Source organism: Trebonia sp. (assembly GCF_030042015.1).
GTDB lineage: Bacteria > Actinomycetota > Actinomycetes > Streptosporangiales > Streptosporangiaceae > Trebonia.
On sequence record NZ_JASIAL010000203.1, the window covers coordinates 1 to 21869 of the forward strand.

Consider the following 21869-nt stretch of genomic DNA (forward strand, 5'->3'; position numbering starts at 1 on the left):
CCAAGCTCGGCCTGGCCGAGCCAGCGTCGCAGCGAGAGGACGAGATCACCGCGGAACTCGGTGACGCCGCGCCCGAGCACGTCTGCGCCGAGCTGGTGCACGCCGGCGTCGCCGTCCGCGGCCTGTCGGTCGAGTCGCCGAGCCTGGAGGACCTGTTCGTCGGCCTGACCGGAGAAGGCTTCGATGTCGAGCACTGATTTGCTCCCGGGGGACGACCCCCCGGTGACCCCCCGCAAAGGGGGGACTTCCCGTCCCCCCTTTCACCCCCCTGGCCCCCCTGGCCCCCCTGGCCCCCCTGGCTGGCAAGACCTCAGATTTTTGCGCAATGAGCTGAGGCTGATCTTCTTCAGGCGGCGCAACCAGCTCCTGCTCCTGGCCGTCGCGCTGTTCCCGCTGCTCATCGGCATCGGGCTGAAGGTCGCGGCGCCGCAGGGCGGCGCGACAGGCCCGGGCGCGACGTTCTTCAACCAGCTCGCCGGCAACGGCGTGTTCCTCACGTTCATCGCGCTGACGCTGCTGCTGATCCTCGTGCTGCCGGTGGCGGTCGCGATCGTCTCCGGCGACTCGGTCGCGGGCGAGGCCGGGTACGGGACGCTGCGCTACCTGCTCGCCGTGCCGGCCGGCCGGACCCGGCTGCTGATCGTCAAGTACCTGGCGATCGTGGCGTGGGCGGTGGCCGTCACGTTCACCGTGTCGGTGGTCGCGCTGCTGACCGGGGTGTCGCTGTTCCCGGTCGGCCCGGTGACGCTGCTGTCGGGCACCACCGTGTCGCTGGCCGCCGGCCTGGTGCGGGTGCTGTTCGTGACGCTGTACATCTGCGCCGCGATGGCCGCGGTCGGCGCGATCGGGCTGGCGGTCTCCACGTTCACCGAGCACGCGATCGGCGCGATCGCGGCCATCATGATCCTCGTCGTGGTCAGCGAGGTCGTCGACCAGATACCGCAGTTCGGCACCGTCGCGCCGTACCTGCCGACGCACTGGTGGGACATGTTCGACTCGCTGCTGCGCACGCCCGTGGACACCGTCACGATGTGGCACGGGCTGACCTCGTTCGCGGTGTACGGGGTGCTGTGCTGCCTGATCGCCTGGGCCAGGTTCACCTCAGGCGACGTCACCAGCTGAGGCGCGCCCGACGGGCCCTGCCTCACCGCTCAAGAGCCAGCCGCCCCGCCAGGGCGACCATGATCGTCCCCGATCCCGCGTCCAGGGCCTGACGGGCACGGCGCCGCCGGGACAGCCAGCCGCCGATCCGGCCGGAGGCCAGGCCCAGCACCTCGAAAGCCACGAAGATCGCCCCCAGGACCGCGAACTGCAGCGGAACGTGCCCAACGCCGCGGTCAACGAACTGCGGCAGCAGCGCGACCACGAACGTGACCGACTTGGGGTTAGCCAGGTTCGTGACCGCGCCGCGCAGGTAGGCGTACCGCCCGCTGACCGGCGCGCCCGGCTGCGAGCCTTCCGGCGGTCCCGCCGCGCGCTGCACAGCGCCCGCACGCCCAGGTACAGCAGGTACGCCGCCCCGCACACCCGCAGCACCGTGAACGCCACGGGCAATTACAGCGCCAGAGAATGCGTGTCCATGCCGCCATCCTCGCATTTCCCGCGCGCCATCACAGCTGGCCAGCGGCATTGTCAAGAGCTGAAATCTTCCTCCCAGAACTCGGTGACTCCGCGGCCCTCGCGCGGCCCGGTTTCCTGGCCGCGGAGGTCGACGCGGCGGATCTTGCCGGAGATCGTCTTGGGCAGGTCGGCGAACTCGATCCGCCGGATCCGCTTGTACGGCGCCACCCGCTCCCGGCAGAACGCCATGATGTCCCGCGCCAGTTCCGGGCTTGGCGACGCGCCGGCGGCGAGCAGCACGTAGGCCTTCGGCACCGCCAGCCGGATCGGGTCAGGGGAGGGCACGACGGCGGCCTCGGCGACCGATTCGTGCTCGATCAGCACGCTCTCAAGCTCAAACGGCGAGATCCGGTAGTCCGACGCCTTGAACACGTCGTCGGTCCGCCCGACGTACGTGATGTACCCGTCCTCGTCGCAGGTCGCGACGTCGCCGGTGTGGTAGTACCCGCCGCTCAAGGCCTGCGCGTCCCGTCCGGCGTCGCCGAGGTATCCGGTCATCAGGCCGAGCGGCCGGCGGCTCAGGTCGAGGCAGATCTCGCCGTCTTTGCCCGGCTCACCGCTCACTGGGTCGACGAGCACGACCGGGTAGCCAGGCAGGGGCCGGCCCATCGTGCCGGGCTTGACCGGCTGGCCGGGGGTGTTGCCGACCTGCGCGGTCGTCTCCGTCTGCCCGAACCCGTCCCGCACGGTGATCCCCCAGGCCTTGCGGACCTGCTCGATTACCTCCGGGTTGAGCGGCTCACCCGCCGCCACGCACTCACGCAGCGCGCTGCTGTTCGCCGCCGCCAGGTCGGCCTGGATCAGCATCCGCCAGACCGTCGGCGGCGCGCAGAACGTGCTGACCGCGCAGTCGCCGAGGGCGGCGAGCAGGCCGGCCGCGCTGAACCGGGACTGGTTGAGGATCAGCACGGTGGCCTCGGCGTTCCACGGCGCGAACAGGTTGGACCAGGCGTGCTTGGCCCAGCCGGGCGAGGAGATGTTCAGGTGCACGTCGCCCGGCTTGATGCCGATCCAGTACATCGTCGACAGGTGGCCGACCGGGTAGCTGGCCTGGGTGTGCCCGACGAGCTTGGGCTTGGAGGTCGTCCCCGAGGTGAAGTAGAGCAGCAGCGGATCGCTCGCCTTGGTCACCCCGTCCGGCGTCACCTCCGCCGGAGCGTTGCGTGAGTCGGAGTAGGCGTGCCAGCCATCGGCCGTTCCCGCGACGACCACCCGCGTCCACGCGCCGGGAACGTCGGCGAACTTCGGCACCTGCGCCGTGTCGGTCACGACGTGCCTGACCGCGCCCCGCTGGATCCGGTCGACCAGGTCGGCGGGCTGCAGCAGCGTCGACCCCGGGATCACCACGGCACCGAGCTTCATCGCCGCGAGCATGACCTCCCACAGCGGCACCACGTTGCCGAGCATCACCAGGACCCGGTCGCCGCGGCTGACCCCGAGCCCGCGCAGCCAGTTCGCCACCTGGCCAGAACGGGCCGACAGCTGCCCGTAGCTCACCGACTCGTCTCCGCCGCCGTCGCTGACCACCCGCAGCGCGGTCCAGTCGCGATGTTCGGCGGCGATCACGTCGAACCAGTCGAGTGCCCAGTTGAACTCGTCCAGTTCGGGCCAGGAAAACAGGCTGCGCGCGGTCTCGTAATCCTCGCGGTGACGCAGCAGCAGGTCCCGCGCCGCGCGGAAGGCGGCGGTCGAAGCAGCATCGCTCATCGGTCAATAATCCCAGCCCGCACCCGCACGGCAAAGCCCCACCGCAGGGGGCGCGATCAGAGCGTGCTGAGAAGCTTCCCCGACAGCCCATCCAGCCGGGTATGCCACACTGGCGGCATGGGTAGCTCAGAGCGCGGCGCGGGTGCGCCGCGCGCGACCTGGGCCGACCGCGGCGGCACGTCTAGCGTCTCGCATGCCGTCGCGGAGCGCGAGCGCGGCCGCCGTCGGCTGAACGCCACCACTGTCACCGTGAGCTTGGCGAGCGTGGCCGCGGCCGGCGCGGTGGCCGCGGGGCTGCCCGGCTCCACGCACACGACCGTGACCGATTCGGGCAGCTCGCCGGCAAGCTCCCACACCGGCAGCTCTGGCTCATCGAGCACAGGCACCTCGGGCGGTTCAAGCCCGGCGGGCTCATCGGGCAGCTCCTCGGCCAACTCCAACTCCAGCTCCAGCTCCTCGAGCGGCCCGGCTAACCTGCAGGCGCCCACGTACGTCCCGGTCCAGTCGAACGGCGGCGGCCAGGTCACCTCCGGCGGGACGCACTGACACCGGGGCCAGCGAATACATGACACAGGCCGAAACCGGGACAGTGCCGCAGGCCGAGCCGACGGCGTTCGCCGCCTGGCACGCGCTCGGCATGCTCGTCCAGCTCGTGGTCACCGCCCCAGGACAGCTCGCCGCCGCCCGCCGGCTGCTCGCGGCTGACCTCGCCGAGCTCGACCTGGCCTGCAGCAGGTTCCGCCCGGACTCCGAGCTTGCCGCCCTCGCCGACGCCGCGCGCGCGGCGGACGGCCCGGTCACGATCACGGTCAGCACGCTGCTGGCCGAGGCCGTCGCCGTCGCGCTCCGCGCGGCTAGCCTCACCGACGGGGACGTGGACCCGACGGTAGGCGGCGCGCTGTCCGCGCTTGGCTACGACAGGGACTTCGGCCAGGTGGCGCCCGCGGGCCCGGCCCTGCCCGCGCTCGTCAGCGTCCGGGTGATCCCCGGGTGGCGCTCCATCCGGCTCGATCCCGCCGCCCGCGAGCTGACCGTCCCGCCGGGCGTCCAGCTCGACCTCGGCGCCACGGTCAAGGGCTGGGCGGCGGACCGGTCCGCCGCGCGGATCGCGGACCGGCTCGGCTGCGGGGTGCTGGTCAGCCTGGGCGGTGACACGGCGGTGGCGGGCCAGCCGCCCGAGGGCGGCTGGCGGATCCGGGTACAGGACCTGACCACGATGCCCGACGAGCCGCCGCCGGGACCAAGCACCGTGGTCGCGATCAGGGACGGCGGGCTGGCCACCTCGTCCACCGCCGCCCGCCGCTGGCAGCGCGGCGGCGACGTGCTGCACCATATCCTGGACCCGCGTACCGGCCTGCCGGCGGCGCCGGTCTGGCGCACGGTCTCGGTGGCCGCCGCCAGCTGCGCCGACGCCAATACCGCGGCGACCGCGGCGGTCATCAGGGGCCGCCAGGCTCCGGCGTGGCTGGCGGGCCTGCACCTGCCCGCCCGTCTGGTCGAGCCCGACGGCACCGTGCTCGCGATCGCCGGCTGGCCCCCCGACCCGTCCTGACCCGGTCACCGGCCGGGTCAGCGGAACACCGTCCTGGTCCACTGCAGCCCGCCGTCGGTGGTGGTCCAGACGCTGTGCGGGTCGGCGAGCCACTGGCCATCCAGCGCGGTCTCGAAGCCGGCCCAGGCCGGGACGCCGCCGGCTGCCAGGTCCTGGGTGTCCGTGGCGGCGGTGACCCAGCGCAGGCCCGCGTCGGTCGTCACGAGCAGCCGGGCGGTGTAGCTGCCGTCCCCGCCCAGGGCGGCGCTGGCGACGGCGATCACGGCGGGGCCGGCGGCGGCTATGACGCCGAGGTTCTGCCCGGGCGGCGGCGCCGCGGCTGCCTTCCAGGCGGCCGCGCCGGCCGAGGTGATGACGAAGGCGCTCATGGTGGCGCGCGTGACGCACAGGCCGGCGAAGAAGCCGCCGGGTGCTGCGGCCAGCCCGATCAGGTCCTCCTCCTGGCCCGGGGCGCCCGGGGCGCCAGGGCTGCGCGGGGCGCCGGGGCCGAGCCCGTCGCAGGGGTCGGCTGCCCGCTGCCAGGTGCCCCCGCCGTCGGCGGAGCGGTACAGGACCGCCTGCGCCGGGACCGGCCCGGAGAGGCTGCCGTACATGGCGATGACCACGTCCGGGCCGGAGACGGCGATCTGCGCCGAGTCGCTGCGGCCCGGCTCGGCGAGCTGGCCGATCAGCGTCCGCCAGCTCCCCGTGCCGGCCGGGGCCTCCTGCAAGGATGGCTGGCAGGGGCCGGGGCAGCCGTCGCTGGTGTAGGTGATGCGGTATGCCCGCCCGCCGTCGGCGGTCAGCGTCTCGGTCTGCAGGCCTGGCCTGGCGTGCCAGGTCAGGCCGCCGTCGGTGGTCATCAGCAGCGCCGGGCCGTAGAGGTAGCCGACCGCGGGGCTGGCGAAGCTGACCTGGCTCACGCAGGACTGGACCTGGCAGTCCGCCGTGCCGTCCTGGATCGTGGCCGGCGGGTCTGGCAGCAGCTGCCAGTGCCGCCCGGCGTCGGTGGTGCGCGCGAGCCGGGCGCATGTGCCCGTGGAGCAGGGCTGGGCGGCCAGCGCCCAGCCCTGCGTCGCGCTGACCCAGCTGACGGACAGCAGCGAGGAGTACGCCAGGTCGGTCGCCGCGGCGGGGGACCCGGCCGCGAAGGCAAGCCGGGCGGTGGCGGCCGGGGCCGGCTCCGCCGGGACGCCGACGGGTTCCTTGACAGCCACCGCGTCCAGGACGCACCGCCGGCCGCATGGCACCCAGGCGGCGCCAGCGCCCGATGGCACCGAGGGCTGCGCGATGAACGTGGCCGAGGCGCTGCCCGTGCTCCCGGTGCCGACACCCCAGACGGCGGAGCAGGCCCCCGGGGCCGCGCACTCGTAAAGCTCGACGAAGGAATCCGGCGGGAACCCCGTCAGCCTCACCCGCAGCGGCTGCCCGCCGACCAGGCCGGTGTCCGGGGTGACGGTCACGGCCGCGGCGGCCGCCTGCCGCGGCACCGCCTTCGCATGGCCCGCGCCGCCAGCGGGCGCGGTGCCGCAAGCCGCCGCGAGCAGCGCCGCCCCGACCGCAAGTACCGAACGCGCCCAGATCGCCATGGCGCCCCAATCTTCTGCCCGCCCCTATGACGAAGACAGCGCCCGGGCGGTTGCCGGGTGCGGCCTGCCGGCCGGGCCGCGCGGCGTTACGGCACGTCCTCGCCCAGTGCCTCCTTGCGGGCTCTGCTCTGCGCGCGGGTGACATGGTGCCCAAGCGGCTTGTCCCGGTACGGGGTCGCGAACGCGCGGGAAACACGCTGCGCCTGCTCCGCGCGGCCGTTCGAGGATGGCCGCGCGGGCTTGAATTCATAACTGGCCGGAGTGACAGCCTGGCGCAGCCGGTTGACCGGGTAATACCACTTCCTGACCGGGAATCCTTCCATGTCGACGCAGTCGCGGCACAGGGGGATGTCGCTCAGGTCACGGTCCCGGTGACGGCAGCGCAGGGTGGTCAGCGGCTCGCCCGCCCAGATCTCCCGCAGGGTCTGCTCCGCCACGTTTCCGAGCGGATAGAGCCCGTCGTGATCGAAGTTGCAGGGGACGACCGTTCCGTCCCACAAGATCGTGACGGACGTCCACGGCTTCTCGCACACCACGCCGGGCCGCGCCGCGGCGGGGGAGATCCGCAACTCGTTTATCGGTTCCTCTCCGCCGCTCCAGGTGACATACGACTTCACCTTGATGCGGTCGATCTCGGAAACCGGGCTCCATTTGGCGAGCCAGTCCTTCACCTCGTGCGCGTTCTGTTTCTGGCGGACGATCTGCAGCACGATCCTCGGGTACGGGGAACGGGCCGAGGCGCGGTAGTCGAGCAGCTCGTGGATGCGCTTTTCCGCGAGCGCGACATTACGGGCGGCCTTACCGCGCACCGCTTCAGAAGTTTCCGCGGTCACCCCGTCCAGGGACAGGTTGAGCTCGTGCAGGCCGTTATCGACGATCGCGCGAATGCGCTGCCTGGTGAGCAGCACGGGATTGGCGGAGAGATAGCCGTTAATTCCCCGCCGCGTGGCCTCGCCCACGAAGTGCCCGAGATCCGGGTGCACCAGGGAATCGCCGAAATGATGCATGTAAAAACGAGACGTGGACCCCGCCGCCTCGTCAAGTATCTTGTGATACAGCTCACGCGACATGTTGCCGATGGAGCGCTCCATCGAATGCGTTCTGGGGCACATTGTGCAGGTCATCGGGCAGTTGTTGGTCAGCTCGACCTGGAACACAACGGGCCGACCGACGGGCCGGATCGTCTGCAGGTTGTAAGAAAACTGCTGGAGCTCCTGATTCAGGCAGCGCCGGCTTGACGTCAGCAAATCATTGACTTTCCGCACCCGGCCCCGTCCCGTCATGCGCGCTCCTCCTCAGCGGACATATTCAAATCAGTCACACTAAGAGGCAATTGTCAAGGCCGCCGCCCGTCGGTCAGGTCACCCGCCGGATCGTCACCGGCAGCACCGCCTTCAGCCCTTCCATGTGCGCGCCACCGTCGTGCAGCAGCCTGACCACGCCGGCGACTTTCGCGGCAAGGTTCTCCGGCTGGTAATCGGTGATGGCCGCGGGCGAGAGATACTCGCGTACCCGCGTGCGGATCGCGCTGCGCAGCGGCGACTCGACGGTGGCCAGGCTTCCCGACAAGATGACCGCGGGTGAGTCCCTGGCGATGTCCACCTGTTCGGCGACCGCACGCACGCCCACGAGGAACTCCTCCGCCGCGGCCTCGACCAGCGCGACCGCTACGTCGTCACCGTCCCTGGCGGCGTCGAGCACCGACGGGGCGAACCCGGCCACCACCGAGCGCGGCCGTGCCACGTAGACATGGTTGTACAGCGCATCGCTGAGCCGCACGCCGTCGGGGGCCGCGGACCACTGGCGGGCACGAGCGACGAGGCCGGTTGCCCGGCCGCGGCCGTCCGAGGCGCGGATCGCGGCCCGCAGGCCGTGCATCGCCAGATCGAAGCCGCCGCCCTCGTCGGAGAGCAGGTAGTCCGCCCCGCTGGCCCGGGCCCAGTGGCTCAACTCACGGTGTGCGACGAACACGGTGCCGGTCCCGGCGATCGCGGCGACCACGCGGTCGGCGTCGCCCGAGGTGACCACGGGCACCATGTCGCTGGTCACAATCAGGTCCGCGCGCACGCCCAGTCCGGCCAGGACCTCGGCGCAGACGTCGGCGAACCGCTCAGCCGCCCGCTGCGTGGCGGCCGCGCCGTGCGCGGCGAACGCGAGCCTGACGTCGGCTGCCCGAGTGCCCGCCGCGGCGAGGACCGAGCCAAGCAGCTTGCGCAGCCGCTGCCTCGCCGACGACTGGGAACCGGTGGTCACGTTCGTGCTCAGCCCGGACAGCTGCGCGTCGCGATCGCCCACCACGGCAACCCAGGTCCGGCTGCCGCCGCCTTCCACGAGCAGCCAGGGGAAGGGGTAGTGGCCGGCGTCGAGCTGCCCCGCGGGCCGCGTCATGGCAGGAACGTGTCCTCGTCTTTGGTGATCATGGTGAAGTCGGCTCCCTGCGTGACGGCGCCGTCAAACCTCGCCCCGCGCAGGTCGGCCCGGGTAAACCGGGCGCTGGACACGTCGGCGTTGCGGAAGCTGGCACGGCGCAGGCGGGTTCCCACGAACACGGCCATGCGCAGGTCCGCCGAGCTGAGGTCCAATCCCTCGAGGTTCGCGCCGGAAAAATCCGCATCCCGCAGCTGGCCGTTCTTCAGCCAGCCCGCGCTTCTCATCTGCTCAAGCACGCTCCGGTTCTCCTCAACCCCGCCCACCCGCAGTCTCGCCAGCAGGTTCCCCAGCCGCTCCCGCTGGTCGTTCTCGCGGCTCTCGGTCTCCCGCTGCCTGGCGAGCATCATGTCGATGAGCAGAAACGTCAGGACCGCGGCAGCCATCGCCGTTCCGATGCCGACGGAAAATCCGGAAAACCATTCCCGCCAGCCCTGATCCGGCGGCTTGGTGAGGGCGCCCACGCCGAGCCACACGACCGCGAGGGCGCTGAGCAGCAGCATCACCACGTGCTCCGTGCGCCTGATCCCGATGCCCCGCGCGGCTGGGCGGCCGGCGCTGTCCGCCCGCCCGCGGTGACCCTTGAGTATCACGCGATCCCGTCCCCCTCCACGTCGCTCAGTAGCTGATCGTCGGCCGGAGAAACTCAGAAGCCGCGCAGAACCGCTCGAACCGGTCCTCCGCCGGTGCCATCCCGGCCAGCCGGGATAGGCACGCGAACCAGTTCCGCAGGAAGTAGTCCCAGCCGTCGAATACCTGGACACCGCGCCCGCTCTGCGCGCGGGCGTGCTGCAGGAAACGCAGGTCGCCCCGGTAGTTCAAGTCCCAGGCAATCGAGTCCGCGGGCAGGGTGACGTCGCCGGATATCGGCGAGCCCGCGATGTCCTTGCCCAGCCCCGTGGCGTTGACGAGCAGGCTTCCGGCCGGCGCGTGGCGGACCACGTCGTCGTTTTCGGCGCCGTCGCGGACCTCGGCGTGGACCCGGCCGGCCGTGTTCAGCAGCGCCTCGAGCCTGGCCTCCAGATCGGCCTTCACCTGGCCGTCGCGTTCGGTGATGGTTATTTTCGGAACGATGGCGCCGCCGAACCTGGCACTCGCCAGTGCCACCGCGCGCCCGGCGCCGCCGCCGCCGAGAATGACCACTTCCCTGGCACGGGGCGGTTGACCGCCGGCCAGCAGCATCCGCGACAGCTCGCCCGCCAGCGCCATCATGTCCGGCGAGAACCCGGTCAGCGTGCCCGCCGCGATGGCTACGGCGCCGACCTCGCCGAGCGAGCACGCGTCGGGATCGAGGAAATCGAGTCCGTCCGCGAGGCACTCGAAGACCCGGACCTTGTGCGAGGTGACCTGCGCCCCCGCGCAGCGCTCGTCGTCTTTCATGCGGGCCAGGAAGTCCGCGTACCTGGGGCAGTCGCTGTGCAGCGGCATATCGACCCCGATGAGGGACGCGGACCACCCGATCGCTTTCATCCACGCGGGAAACGCCCTGTGCGAAGCCGAGCCGCGCGTCCTGACGCCGAGGAAGTAAACCCGTGCCGCAGCCATCAGCCAGCCCGCTGCCCCGCGGCCGCCGGGTACCGGCCGCACTCAGACATCGCCAAGCTTGCCCACCCGTCCATAGTCATCTGAGGAGCGCTCGACGTCGAATACCTTGTCGTAGAATCCGAAGCCGATCTCGAGCAGCCGCACGGTATTGCGATAGGCGGCGAACCTGTGCCGTACGCCCCTCGGCACGGCGATGTATTCGCCCTCGGCCAGCAGCACGGCATCGATCACGTCGCCTTCGTCGCTGTCGAACTCAAAGCCGACGTCGCCGTCCACCACGACGAAGAGCTCATCGCGGACCGAATGACTTTGGTAGCTGAGGCGGTGCCCGGCGCGAATCGACAGCAGGCGGGCCGAGCACCACGCCTGGTCGGCCAGGACCTCGACGGTTCCCCACGGGCGCTGCTCGACCGTGATGTCCTGGGTGCGGTCGTACATGGGCAGGTGGCGGACGATCGAGGAAGTGGCCTGGGTCCACCCCCAGGGGAAGAAAATGTCATGCCGGTCTGTCCTGGCGGCGGCTATCAGGTGGTTCGGCGCGATTCCCGACGGAATCGCGCCGGTGGCCAGGTCCTGGAAGGCGACGAGGACCGCCCAGTAAATGTCGGCGCTCGGCCACTCGGCCCGCACGTGCTCCTCCGCGAGCTGCAGCGTCCGGCCGGTGAAGCTGATGCTGTCTACCACGATGATCTTCTCGTAGTTGACCTTGGGATCGGTGAGGGCCGGCCGCTCGGCGTGCCTGTCTATCCACCTGATGTTGGCGCCGCGCACGGTGATCTGGATGCTGTCGGGCTCGCGGTTGTCTGGCGACCGCAGGTAGCGGTGGATCCTCTTCTCCACCTCGCTGCCACCCGGCGCGGCAGGATCGTGGATATAGACGAGCAGCGTGCGCTGCCGCCATTCGTCGCAAACCACCCTTATCTGCTGGGCGAGCCGCTGGATGAGCTGGTCGGAGTACGTTATGTCGGCGGGCAGCTTCGAGCGCACCTGTTCATTGATGCGCCGGATGCTGTCGTGCGCGATGGGCTTCAGTGCCAGGCGCGCCGTTTCCAGCGCGAGCTCGCGGAAGAACGCGTCATACGAGGCGTCGGCACCGTCGATTATCCGCACGTGATGGCGGGATTGCAGCTGCCTTACCGTATCGGTGTCCGGTGGGTTCGCCGCGGCCCACCAGATGACCGAGGCATCGGATCGCATTATGGAATCGACGTCAGCGCCCTTGCCAACCGGGCCGATCCAGATAAGGTCAGAGCTCCTGATGACAGCCTTCAGTGAATTACGCAGCCCCGAGGCCAGGGGCGCGTCGATTCTGCAGTGCCCGGCGCTGCGTCCTATGATGTCTCCCCTGAGCTTGACCAGCCTCACCTTCGGCTCGTCGAATTGCAGCGCCTGCTCCAGGTAAGAATCATTGTGCTCGCCCCGCACCAGCCGCAGGTACTTGCCGGCCGGGACCCGGTTGGCAACAGCGCGCTCCAGGGAATTACCCGCGCCGAGCTCAAGGACGGCGGTGATGAAGCCCTGCCCGATGAGCTCGCCGAGATAATTGTCGCCCGGCGTGGGATCGCGATCCCAGATCGCCTTGTTCTTCGCGATGATATCGACGTCGCTCTGGCCGGCCTGGGGGATCCACGGATCGTTCGCAAGCACTACTATCGGGGCACGCTGGTTGTGCGCGTGGCGCTCAACAAGCGTCTCGGCCAGCTCAGATATTTGGCTCATCCCGGACGAATCCTCGATTGCGGCGCGCGCGCGCAGCCGCCGACGGCCGGCGGTCGCTCGATTCTAGTGCAGACCACCGCGAACCGGCCTTTTGCACTGAAGGCCGGGCCTCAGCGGGACCGCAGTACCTGGACAGCGGCTTCAGAACCACCTCATAGGGTCTATCTATCCTCCGCTGTGCTTGATGCCCGATGCTTGCAAGCGTGGGCAGAATCGACTCCACCACCGCGCTGTGGTACGCCAGCCGCGCCACCGGCGTGGTCGCGCTGCTGCTGCTGACGGCGGTGATGCTGCTCGGCCTGCTGGTGACCAGGCAGGGCCGGCTGCCCGGCCTGCCCCGGTTCGCGGTCACCGGCCTGCACCGCAACCTGTCGCTGCTCGCCGTCGCGTTCGTCGCGGTGCACGTGCTGACCGCGGTCGTGGACGGCTACGTGGACATCCCGCTCACCGCCGCGATCATCCCGCTAGCCTCTCCCTATGAGCGGCTCGAGCTCGGGCTCGGCGCGGTCAGCCTGGACATCACGATCGCGGTGATCGTGACCAGCCTGCTGCGCCGCCACCTCAGCCGCCGGGTGTGGCGCGGCGTGCACCTGCTCGCCTATGCCAGCTGGCCGGTCGCCTGGCTGCACAGCATCACCGCGAGCGCCGACATGCTGCACAGCTGGATGCTCGCGGTCTCCGTCGGGTCCGCGCTGGCCGTCGTCATCGCGCTCAGCTGGCGGCTGGCCGCCGCCGCGCGCGACGTGCCGCGCGCCGAGCGGGTCGGCCTGCTGATGTCCGCGGTGCACGAAGCCACCCGCGGACGGGAACGGACCACCCGCCGATGACCGCGGCCACCCAGGGTGCGAGCGCAGAAGGCACGGCCACCGACCTGCCCCGGCTGCTGCCGGCGAGCCAGCAGCCGCAGGACTGGTCCGCGCACCACGCGCGGTTCGGCCCGATCCCGTACCGCGGCGCACCGGCCCGCCTGATCCCCGACCTGCGGGACGCCGGCCTGACCGGGCGGGGCGGCGCCGCGTTCCCCGTGCACCGCAAGCTCGCCGCCGTCCTCGACGCGGCGACATCGCGGCGGAAGACCCCCGTCGTGATCGCCAACGGCGCGGAGAGCGAGCCTGCCAGCGACAAGGACGCCACGCTGCTGTGGCTGGCCCCGCACCTGGTGCTCGACGGCCTGCAGCTGGCCGCCGAGGCGGCCGGCGCCGACCAGGCGATCCTCTACACCCACGCCGAACGCCGGGAGGATGTCGGCAGGCGGCTGCGGCAGGCCCTCATGCAGCGCCGCGCGGCCGGCGTCGAGCGCGTCCCCGTCGAGCTGGCCGAGGCGCCGCCGCGGTTCCTGTCCGGTCAGGAGACCGCGGTGATCAACCACATCGGCGGCGGCCCCGCCATCCCGACCTTCATGCCGCCCCGGGTCACCGAACGCGGCCTTGAGGGCGCCCCGACCCTGGTCCAGAACGTCGAGACGCTTGCCCACCTGGCGCTGATCGCCCGGCGCGGGCCGCGCTGGTTCCGCCAGCTGGGCACCGCGGCCGAGCCGGGCTCGACGCTGTGCACGATCCGCCGCGCCGACCGGACGCCGCACGTCACCGAGGTCCCGCTCGGCATGCCGCTGCGCGACCTGCTCGGCCCGCTCCCGCAAGACGGCGCGGTGCTCATCGGCGGCTACCACGGCAGCTGGGTGCCTGCCGGGCAAGCCGTGCGGCTGACGCTGGACAACCAGTCGCTCGGCGCGGTCGGCGCCCGCGTCGGCGCCGGGATCGTGATCACCCTTCCGCAGGCTAGCTGCGGGCTGGCCGAGACGGCCAGGACCGTTCGGTATCTGGCTCTTGAATCGGCCGGTCAGTGCGGCCCCTGCCTGAACGGGCTGCCGCGGATCGCGGCCGCCCTCGTCGAGCTCGCGGGGGCCCGCCCGCGGCGGCAGGCGCGCGCGGACGTGGAGCGCTGGGCCGGACTTGTCACCGGCCGCGGCGCGTGCCACCACCCGGACGGCACGGCGCGGTTCGTGCGCAGCGCGCTGATCACGTTCGCGGCCGAGCTCGACCGGCACGAGCGAGGCCGCTGCAGCGGGACCAGCCGGCAGCCGTTCCTGCCGGTCCCGCCCGGTCAGGCACGCACGGAAGAGGACTGGACGTGAGCGAGCGGCTGGTGGTCAACCCGATCGACTGCGCGGGCCACGGGGCGTGCGCCGAGCTGCTGCCCGAGATGATCACGCTGGACGAGTGGGGGTACCCGATCATCGACGGCCGCCCGGTCCCGCCGGCTCTCGACAAGGACGCGCGCGCCGCGGTCAGCGCCTGCCCGACGCTCGCGCTGCGGCTGCTGCGCTCGTAAAGACCAGTCATGATCCCGAACGGTCCGTGGCGTCTGCCCACCCGCACGCCCGGGCCGTTCGTCGTGCTTGACGCTCCCAACTGAACGTACCTATATTATGAGAGTAGCTTCCATTTAAGTGTTACAGCCGAAAGGCGGTGACTCCCATGACGGACTCCTCGCGTCGCTGGTGGGCGATGGCCGCGATCTCGGTGAGCGTGCTGGTTGTCGGGCTTGACCTGACCGTGCTCAGCCTGGCGCTGCCGACGATCGCCGCGACGATGCACGCGACAACGGGCGACCTGCAGTGGATCGCCGACTCCTACGCCCTGGTGATCGCCGCGATGATCCTGCCCGCCGGGCTGCTCGGCGACCGCTACGGTCGGAAGAGAGTGCTGCTCATCGCCCTCGTGCTGTTCGTCGCGAGCTCAGTGTGGTGCGCTTACTCGCCCAGCGTCGGCGAGCTGATCGCGGCCCGCGCGGTGCTCGGCATCGGCGCCGCCGCGGTGCTCCCGATGGCGATCTCGGTGCTGCCCGTGATGTTCGGCGAGGAGGAGCGGCAGAAGGCGATCGCCGTGATGGCGGGGGCCATCTTCGTCAGTTACCCCATCGGGCCGATCCTCGGCGGCTTCCTGCTCGACCACTTCTGGTGGGGCTCGGTCTTCCTGATCAACGTGCCGATCGTGGCGATCGCGCTCGTCGCCGTGACGTTCCTGCTGCCGGAGTCGCGGGCCGCCAGCCGGCCCGGCCTGGACCCCCAGGGCGTCGTGATCTCGAGCGCCGGGCTGGCCGTTCTCACGTACGGGTTCATCAGGGCAGGCCAGAGCGGCTGGACCGACGCCCTGGCGCTGGCCACGATGGTGGCGGGAGCGGCCATCCTGGCCGGCTTCGTCTGGTGGGAGCGTTTCGCCGCCCGGCGGAGCGGGAGCCAGCCGCTCGTCGACATGACGCTGTTCCGGGTGGCCGGCTTCCGCTGGGGGACGCTGCTGATGACGTTCGTCTCGTTCGCGATGTTCGGCCTGTTCTTCGCCGCGCCGCAGTACTTCCAGGACGTGCGGGGGGCGACGCCGCTCGGCAGCGGGCTGCGGCTGCTGCCGCTGATCGGCGGGATGCTCGCCGGGATGGCGGCGGCCAGCAGGCTGACCGCCGCGGCTAAGCTGCCCGACGGCACGCTCGGCAACCCGCGGCTCAACGCGAAGCTCGCGGTCGCGGCCGGCTTCCTCATCATGGCCGCCGGCCTGGCGGTCGGCGCGTGCACCGGCCTGGGGTCCTCGACGGGCTTCGCGGCGCTGTGGGTCGCGGTGACCGGCCTCGGCCTCGGCGTCGCGATGCCGGCCGCGATGAACGCCGCGGTGGGCCCGCTGACGCAGGAGCGCAGCGCGTCGGGCGGCGCGCTGATGACCGCGGTGCGCCAGGTGGGCGCGACGATCGGGGTCGCGGTGCTCGGCACCGTCATCAGCAACGGGTACACGAGCCGGCTGTCGCTGACCGGGCTGCCGTCGGCCACCGCGTCCGCGGTGCGCGGCAGCGTCGCCGGCGGCGTCGAGGTGGCCACCAAACTGGGGTCGGTTCCGCTGCTCGACGAGGTGCGCTCGGCGTTCATCCACGGGATGGACATCATGCTCTGGACCTGCGGCGGGATCGCGATCGCCAGCGCGCTGCTTGCCCTGGCCTTCCTGCCCGGGCGGTCCGCGCCGCGGCCACCGGCGGCGACTGCCCCGCCGGAGCGCGACGAGGCACAATTGGGAGCGTGACGACAGTGCATCAGGCGAACTTCGGCGGCCTGCGGGAACGGAAGAAGGCGCGGACCCGGGCCGCGATCAGGGAGCACGCGCTGCGGCTGTTCCGCGAGCAGGGCTATGAGTCCACCACGGTGGAGCAGATCGCCGCGGCCGCCGAAGTGTCGCCGTCCACGTTCTTCCGCTACTTCCCGACCAAAGAGGACGTGGTCCTGCGGGACGACTTCGACGACCGGATACTGGAGGCGTTCGGCCGGCAGCCGGCGTCGCTGACCCCGATCGCCGCGATCCGCGCGGCGCTGCGCGAGGCGATCGCGACGCTCACCCCCGCCGAATGGGAGGAGTTCCGCGAGGCGTCGGTGCTCGGCCTGACGGTGCCGGAGATCCGGGCGCGCACGCTCGACGAGCTGAGCAGGACGATCGACGTGATGGCCGGCGCGCTGGCCAAGCGCATCGGCCGGACGGCCGATGACCTGACCGTCCGCACATACGTCGGCGCCGTGTTCGGCGTGATGCTCTCGGTCCTGTCCCCGGCCGCCTGGGGCGCCGACGTGGGCGAGCAGACGTTCCAGCGGATGGACGAGGCCCTAGCCCTCCTAGAATCCGGCCTGCCCCTGTAGGCCCGCGTCCCGGCCGCCTCCCCGCCTCCCCCCGGCCGCCTCCCCGCGAGCCCTCCCTCCCTCGTCACACCAGCCCCTGGCGTGCAACTTTGCACACTCTGTGACCTTTTGTGGGTCCGTTTTGGGCGATTTGTCCATGCAAGGAGTGTGCGAAGTGGGCAGGTGGTGCTGGTGTGACATCGCTGCGCGGAGGCTCTTGCTGCTACCAGCACCCGCGGATCCCATATATCCCGCGGATACCATGTGTCCCGCGGCTCTCACGCGCCGCCCGTCATCGTGCCGTGCCGCGCCGCCGGGAATGTTGAATATTCATCTATCGTTGCCGCTTATGACTGCCCGGTTACCGGGTATGACAATTCGGGCCAACGAACGAGGAGCGCCATCATGCCAGCCGTCACGGTCGAAAATCTGCTGGTCCTGCCGCGGGTCACCGAACCTGGCCCGCAGGCCGAACGCCCGGTGGTCAAGGTCACCACGGCGCCGTCGGGGGTCGAGGGGGAGGGCTTCCCGGTGCGCCGCGCCTTCGCCGGGGTCGACCTGAAGCAGCTCGACCCCTTCGTGCACATGGACCAGATGGGCGAGGTCGAGTACGCCCCGGGTGAGCCCAAGGGCACCCCGTGGCATCCGCACCGTGGCTTCGAGACCGTCACGTACATGATCGACGGCGTGTTCAGGCACCAGGACTCCAACGGCGGCGGCGGCCTGATAACGAACGGCGACACGCAGTGGATGACCGCCGGCGGCGGCATCTTGCACATCGAGGAGCCGCCCGAGGACCTGGTCGCGAGCGGCGGCCTCTTCCACGGCTTCCAGCTGTGGGTCAACCTGCCCGCCAGGCTGAAGCTGACTCAGCCGCGCTACCAGGACATCCGGGCCGGCCAGGTCGCGCTGCTGACCTCGCCCGACGGGGGCGCGCTGCTGCGGGTCATCGCCGGCCAGATCGGCGGGCACGCCGGCCCTGGCATCACGCACACGCCGATCACGCTGGTGCACGCCACGGTCTCGCCCGGCGCCCGGGTCCGGATCCCCTGGCGCGCGGACTTCAACGCGCTCGGCTACGTGCTGGCCGGCGCGGGCTCGGCCGGCGCGGAGCACCGGCCGGTGCGGACCGGCCAGCTCGCGGTGTTCGGGCCCGGCGAGTCGATCACGGTCGCCGCGGACACGAAGATGGACGGTCCCAGCCCGTCACTTGACGTCCTGCTGCTCGGCGGCGAGCCGATCCGCGAGCCGGTGGCGGCGTACGGCCCGTTCGTGATGAACACCCGCGCCGAGCTGGTGCAGGCGTTCGAGGACTACCAGGCGGGCCGCCTGGGCACGATCCCCGCCCAGCCGGCGAGCGCGATCGTCCCGCAGGAGCCGCACCCCGGTCACGACGTTCTCTAGCCGTGCCACTCGCGTTCGACGCTGGTGGTCACGGTTTGCCCAGGTGCCAGCTCGCTTCAGGAACTGAGGCGGGACAGCAGCGCCTCGCCGTTGGGGCTGCCCAGGCCGGTGCACGGGTCCCAGCCGGGTCCCGCGCTGTAGGCGCCGTTGTTGCCCGACACGATGTCATTGAAGCCAGGCACGTCGGTACCCGGCAGCGCGCCCGCGTAGATCAGCGGCTGGAGCAGGCCGAACTTCTCGCCGGTGGCCTGCGCGAGCCGGGCGATCAGCCCCGCCCACAGCGGCGCGACCGCGCTGGTGCCGCCCACCGGCTCCGGATTGCCGTCCACGATGACCTGGTAGCCGGTCACCGGGTCGGCGTTGCCTGCGACGTCGGGGACGCCGCGGCCGGGCGAGGTCGCGGTGCCGGACGCGGACAGGGGCACGCCCGCGTTCGCCTGCCAGGATGGCAGCGGGTAGACGGCGCTGACGCCGCCGCCCGTGGCGCCCTCGTTGTTGGCGATCTCGTTCCAGACGACCTCTGAGGTGATCGTGTACGTGCTGGTGTTGCCGGTCAGCTCGGTGCCGCCGCAGGCGAGCGCGTGCGGGCTTGACGCGGGGAAGTCGACCTGCACCGGGCCATTGGGGTTGTTCGGGTCGTCGCTGCTGCCGTTGTCGCCGGCCGCGACGGTGACCGTGGTGCCGAGCACCGCCGCGTCCGCGATCGCGTCGTCCATCGCCGTCATGCTCTGCGCCGCCCACGAGTTCTCCGGTCCGCCCCAGCTGATCGACACCACGATGGGCGCCGGGGTGGCGTGCACCGCGTCGGAGATCGCGTCGACGAAGCCCTGGTCGGTGTTGGGCGCGAAGTAGACGACCTGCGCCGCCCCGGGAGCGACCGCGCCCGCGACCTCGATGTCAAGCTCGACCTCCCCGTCGGCTGCCTGGCCGGGGGAGTTCGACCCGCCGTCCACGCCGACCGCCGTGACCGAAGGGGTCGGCAGGCCGAGGCCGCTGAAGTAGGTGCTTAGGTCGCTGGCGTTGTAGCCGCCGCCTAGCTCGATGATCGCGATGGTCTGCCCGGTGCCGTCGGTGCCGGCCGGGAAGTCGTAGAACCCGGCGACCTGCAGCGCCGTGAGCGGCCCCGGGGCCGGCGCCGCCCCGGGGGCCGCTCCCGTGTGCCTGTGGCCCCGCTTGCGGAAGTGCGGCCGGGCCTGCGGCCGGGTGTCCAGGCCGAGCACGGCGGTGACGATACCGGCCAGTTGGGCGGGCACCGACAGGCCGCCGGACCGGTACCGGTGAACGACCAGCCCGCTGCCGTCCGGGTGCGGGCTGGCGACCTGCGTCAGCGTCGTTCCGAACGCCGCGGAAAGCGCGGCGATCGTGCCGGTCACCTTCAGGCGGCGGGACTCAGGGCGCGACTCCGTCACGGTCAGCCCGTACCCGCCGAGCACCTGCGTGGCGAGTGCGACGTCGGCTGGGCCGGCGCCGTACCGCGCGCCGAGCTGGTCGGAAGTCAGCGTCTCCGGCCCGATGATGAGCTGCTCCGGCACGGCGGCGCGCCGCCGCAGGATCAGTGTCACCGTGATCGCCGCGTTGGCATTGAGGTCTCCGGCGGGCTGGGCGCCGGGCAGCTCCGATCGCTCGCTGCCCGCCAGCGGCACTAGTTGCGGCATGGGACTCCTCCCCGTTGAGTTGTCAGGTCCTACCGGAATTCTGTCGTGCCCGGGCAGCGGTTGTTCTGCTTTGGCCAATCATTTGATGACCTATCGGTAAAGGCATTCGATACCAGGGGTTAAATCGCCGGGCCGGCCCGCCGCCGGCCCGGCGGCCGGCGACCCCAGCACGAAGTCGCGTGCGGCGGCGTCACCGACGCCTCCGGCAACCGGTGACTAATGCCTCGATAGTCGTAATTGATCTATTCTGCCCACCGTGTACCACATGTGAGGGTTTAGCCACGAGAAGTGGTTGTTTCTGTCAGTATGGCGAGCGGTAGCTGGCGGGCCTTTTGCGTGGCTGTCACGCGTCCGCCAGGACGAGAGGGTCACCGTGAGCAGTTCCCCGCGGCGGGAAACCTTTCGCGACGTGTTCGCTGTGCGCGAGTTCCGCGCGCTCTGGGTTTCCCAGGTCCTCTCGGTCGGCGGCGACCGCCTGGCCCTGGTCGCGCTGACACTCCTGGTCTACGACCGGACCCACTCCGCGCTGCTCGCCGCCGTCGCCTACGCCGCGGGCTACGTCCCGTACATCGTAGGCGGGCTGTTCCTTTCCGGCCTCGCCGACCGGCTGCCGCGCCGGGAGGTGATGGTCGGCTGCGACGTGATCAGGGCCGCCATCGTCGGGGTGATGCTGGTGCCGCACATGCCGCTCGACGTCCTTGTCGCGATGTTGTACGCGGTCACGCTGGTCCAGCCGCCATTCGACGCGGCGCGGTCGGCCATTCTCCCCGACATGCTCGACGGACAGCGGTACGCGCTGGCGGCCGCGGCCATGCAGACGACGTACCGGGTGGCCCTCGTGGTCGGGGCGGCTGTCGGGGGAGTCATGGTCGCGGTCATCGGGGCGCGGTCCGCGCTGGGCGCGGATGCCGCCACGTTCGTCGCCTCGGCCCTCATCGTCGGCCTCGGCACCAGGGCCAGGCCGGTCCCGGCCGGCAGGCCGCGTCAGGGACAGCTGGCCCGCCTGGGTGCGGGGGCCAGGCTCGTGTTCGGCGACAGGGCGCTGCGGACTTTGCTGCTGCTCGGCTGGCTGGTCGCGCTCTACGAAGTCCCGGAAGGGATCGCGGCCCCGTATGCCGCACGGCTCGGCGGCGGACCGGTCGCCGCGGGCCTGCTCATCGCGTCGACCCAGGTGGGCGCGGTGCTCGTCACACCGGTCTTCACCAGCAAGATCGGACCGCTGACGCGGCTGCGCTGGATGGGCCCGATGGCGGTCACGGCGTGCTCGGTTCTCGTGCTTACCGCGGCGCGCCCGGGCCTTGGCGTCTCGATGGCGATCTTCGCGCTGTCGGGGACGTTCGCGATTTACCAGGTCGCGGCCAACACGGCGTTTGTCGCCAGGCTGCCGAACGAGCGCCGGGCGCAGGCGTTCGGCCTCGCCAACGCCGGGCTGGTCGTCGGTCAGGGGGTGGCTTTCATGGCCGCAGGAGCGGCCGCCGAGGTGATTCCTCCCTCGACGGTGGTCGCCCTCGGCGGGGGACTTGGTGCGCTGGCGGCAGGGGGCCTGGCGCTTCGCTGGCGGCGGATGTCGCCCGCCGTCGGCCGCCACTCCGCGCGGCATCTGCGCGATCATGCCTCCCACCCCGGCGGCATCGCAAAGGCACCCGTCCGCGGGGCTGATTCCCGGGCTCCGCGCCACGGGATAGCGGTGAAAAATCCGGGGCTAACGGTAAGTCAGGAGCTAAGGGCCAGGTCAAGGAGCTAAGGGCCAGGTCAAAGGGCTAGCCGAATATCCGCGCTCAGGTCCACGTGTCGCGCATGGTGCGTCATCCCTTCAGCGTAAGAAGTTTCGTCGACTGGGGGAGTTTGGCAGCGTCAGATCCAGACAGTGCGCACGGCGACTCCTCCTCACGCGTACCTTCTGTGCGTGTTGACACCTGCATTCACCCCGTTGTCTTTGGCTTGAATGCGTCTCCGAGCCATCATTACTACGCACCATTTAGCACCTTCTTGTCCTGAGATGTCGGTGAATCTGGCTGCAATAG

At 71.1% G+C, this 21869-nt stretch carries 19 protein-coding genes and 1 pseudogene; 10 read left to right on the plus strand and 10 right to left on the minus strand.

The window, feature by feature from the left end; all coding sequences use genetic code 11:
- Together Q1N79_RS10275 and Q1N79_RS10280 are read left to right on the plus strand one after the other, a co-directional pair.
- Nucleotides 1-197, plus strand: a pseudogene (locus tag Q1N79_RS10275) (hypothetical protein); the annotation flags it as partial.
- 121 nt (nucleotides 198-318) lie between these two features.
- Nucleotides 319-1122: an ABC transporter permease subunit gene (locus Q1N79_RS10280; protein WP_300607415.1), complete on the plus strand. Its 804-nt coding sequence runs from the start codon at nucleotides 319-321 to the stop codon at nucleotides 1120-1122.
- A gap of 22 nt (nucleotides 1123-1144) precedes the next feature.
- On the opposite strand, the gene Q1N79_RS10285 is transcribed toward Q1N79_RS10280, so the two are convergent.
- The 3 genes from Q1N79_RS10285 to Q1N79_RS10295 form a co-directional block, all read right to left on the minus strand.
- Nucleotides 1145-1483, minus strand: a complete 339-nt coding sequence (locus Q1N79_RS10285; RefSeq protein ID WP_300607418.1) for a LysE family transporter — start codon at nucleotides 1481-1483, stop codon at nucleotides 1145-1147.
- Nucleotides 1484-1632: 149 nt separating this feature from the next.
- Nucleotides 1633-3327, minus strand: a complete 1695-nt coding sequence (locus Q1N79_RS10290; protein WP_300607421.1) for an AMP-binding protein — start codon at nucleotides 3325-3327, stop codon at nucleotides 1633-1635.
- 56 nt (nucleotides 3328-3383) lie between these two features.
- Nucleotides 3384-3854 (minus strand): hypothetical protein, encoded by a 471-nt coding sequence (locus Q1N79_RS10295; RefSeq protein WP_300607424.1) that lies wholly within the window; start codon nucleotides 3852-3854, stop codon nucleotides 3384-3386.
- A 38-nt stretch (nucleotides 3855-3892) separates the two neighbouring features.
- Here Q1N79_RS10295 and Q1N79_RS10300 point away from each other — a divergent pair, with 38 nt between their 5' ends.
- Nucleotides 3893-4879, plus strand: a complete 987-nt coding sequence (locus Q1N79_RS10300) for an FAD:protein FMN transferase (RefSeq protein WP_300607427.1) — start codon at nucleotides 3893-3895, stop codon at nucleotides 4877-4879.
- Between the two features lie 17 nt (nucleotides 4880-4896).
- Here Q1N79_RS10300 and Q1N79_RS10305 read toward each other — a convergent pair whose 3' ends face one another.
- The 6 genes from Q1N79_RS10305 to Q1N79_RS10330 form a co-directional block, all read right to left on the minus strand.
- Nucleotides 4897-6447: a hypothetical protein gene (locus Q1N79_RS10305; protein ID WP_300607430.1), complete on the minus strand. Its 1551-nt coding sequence runs from the start codon at nucleotides 6445-6447 to the stop codon at nucleotides 4897-4899.
- An 86-nt stretch (nucleotides 6448-6533) separates the two neighbouring features.
- On the minus strand, nucleotides 6534-7730 hold the full coding sequence (locus Q1N79_RS10310) for a radical SAM/SPASM domain-containing protein (RefSeq protein WP_300607433.1): 1197 nt from the start codon (nucleotides 7728-7730) through the stop codon (nucleotides 6534-6536).
- Between the two features lie 73 nt (nucleotides 7731-7803).
- Nucleotides 7804-8835, minus strand: a complete 1032-nt coding sequence (locus Q1N79_RS10315; RefSeq protein WP_300607437.1) for a BadF/BadG/BcrA/BcrD ATPase family protein — start codon at nucleotides 8833-8835, stop codon at nucleotides 7804-7806.
- The gene (locus Q1N79_RS10320) at nucleotides 8832-9467 is read right to left on the minus strand and encodes a pentapeptide repeat-containing protein (protein ID WP_300607440.1); all 636 of its coding nucleotides are present in this window, start codon (nucleotides 9465-9467) and stop codon (nucleotides 8832-8834) included. Before Q1N79_RS10320 ends, Q1N79_RS10315 begins: the two co-directional genes overlap by 4 nt.
- Nucleotides 9468-9492: 25 nt before the next feature.
- Nucleotides 9493-10419 carry a hypothetical protein gene (locus Q1N79_RS10325; protein WP_300607443.1) on the minus strand — a complete coding sequence of 309 codons (927 nt, stop codon included), beginning with the start codon at nucleotides 10417-10419 and terminating at the stop codon, nucleotides 9493-9495.
- A 42-nt stretch (nucleotides 10420-10461) separates the two neighbouring features.
- Nucleotides 10462-12138: a hypothetical protein gene (locus Q1N79_RS10330; RefSeq protein ID WP_300607446.1), complete on the minus strand. Its 1677-nt coding sequence runs from the start codon at nucleotides 12136-12138 to the stop codon at nucleotides 10462-10464.
- 203 nt (nucleotides 12139-12341) lie between these two features.
- On the opposite strand from Q1N79_RS10330, the gene Q1N79_RS10335 reads away from it, so the two are divergent.
- From Q1N79_RS10335 to Q1N79_RS10360, 6 genes are all read left to right on the plus strand, one after another.
- On the plus strand, nucleotides 12342-12965 hold the full coding sequence (locus tag Q1N79_RS10335; protein ID WP_300607449.1) for a ferric reductase-like transmembrane domain-containing protein: 624 nt from the start codon (nucleotides 12342-12344) through the stop codon (nucleotides 12963-12965).
- Nucleotides 12962-14272 carry an NADH-ubiquinone oxidoreductase-F iron-sulfur binding region domain-containing protein gene (locus Q1N79_RS10340; RefSeq protein WP_300607451.1) on the plus strand — a complete coding sequence of 437 codons (1311 nt, stop codon included), beginning with the start codon at nucleotides 12962-12964 and terminating at the stop codon, nucleotides 14270-14272. Before Q1N79_RS10335 ends, Q1N79_RS10340 begins: the two co-directional genes overlap by 4 nt.
- A complete protein-coding gene (locus Q1N79_RS10345; protein WP_300607453.1) occupies nucleotides 14269-14469 on the plus strand; it encodes a ferredoxin in 201 nt (66 codons plus the stop codon). Before Q1N79_RS10340 ends, Q1N79_RS10345 begins: the two co-directional genes overlap by 4 nt.
- A gap of 146 nt (nucleotides 14470-14615) precedes the next feature.
- On the plus strand, nucleotides 14616-16202 hold the full coding sequence (locus Q1N79_RS10350) for an MFS transporter (protein ID WP_300607456.1): 1587 nt from the start codon (nucleotides 14616-14618) through the stop codon (nucleotides 16200-16202).
- Entirely contained in the window at nucleotides 16199-16807 is a 609-nt protein-coding gene (locus Q1N79_RS10355; protein WP_300607458.1) for a TetR family transcriptional regulator, read from the plus strand. Before Q1N79_RS10350 ends, Q1N79_RS10355 begins: the two co-directional genes overlap by 4 nt.
- A gap of 384 nt (nucleotides 16808-17191) precedes the next feature.
- Complete coding sequence (locus Q1N79_RS10360; RefSeq protein WP_300607460.1) at nucleotides 17192-18190, plus strand: pirin family protein; 999 nt, start codon at nucleotides 17192-17194, stop codon at nucleotides 18188-18190.
- Nucleotides 18191-18246: 56 nt separating this feature from the next.
- Here the strand turns inward: Q1N79_RS10360 and Q1N79_RS10365 are convergent, their stop codons facing one another.
- Complete coding sequence (locus Q1N79_RS10365) at nucleotides 18247-19845, minus strand: S53 family peptidase (RefSeq protein ID WP_300607463.1); 1599 nt, start codon at nucleotides 19843-19845, stop codon at nucleotides 18247-18249.
- A 373-nt stretch (nucleotides 19846-20218) separates the two neighbouring features.
- On the opposite strand from Q1N79_RS10365, the gene Q1N79_RS10370 reads away from it, so the two are divergent.
- On the plus strand, nucleotides 20219-21589 hold the full coding sequence (locus tag Q1N79_RS10370; protein ID WP_300607465.1) for an MFS transporter: 1371 nt from the start codon (nucleotides 20219-20221) through the stop codon (nucleotides 21587-21589).
- Nucleotides 21590-21869: the final 280 nt, after the last annotated feature.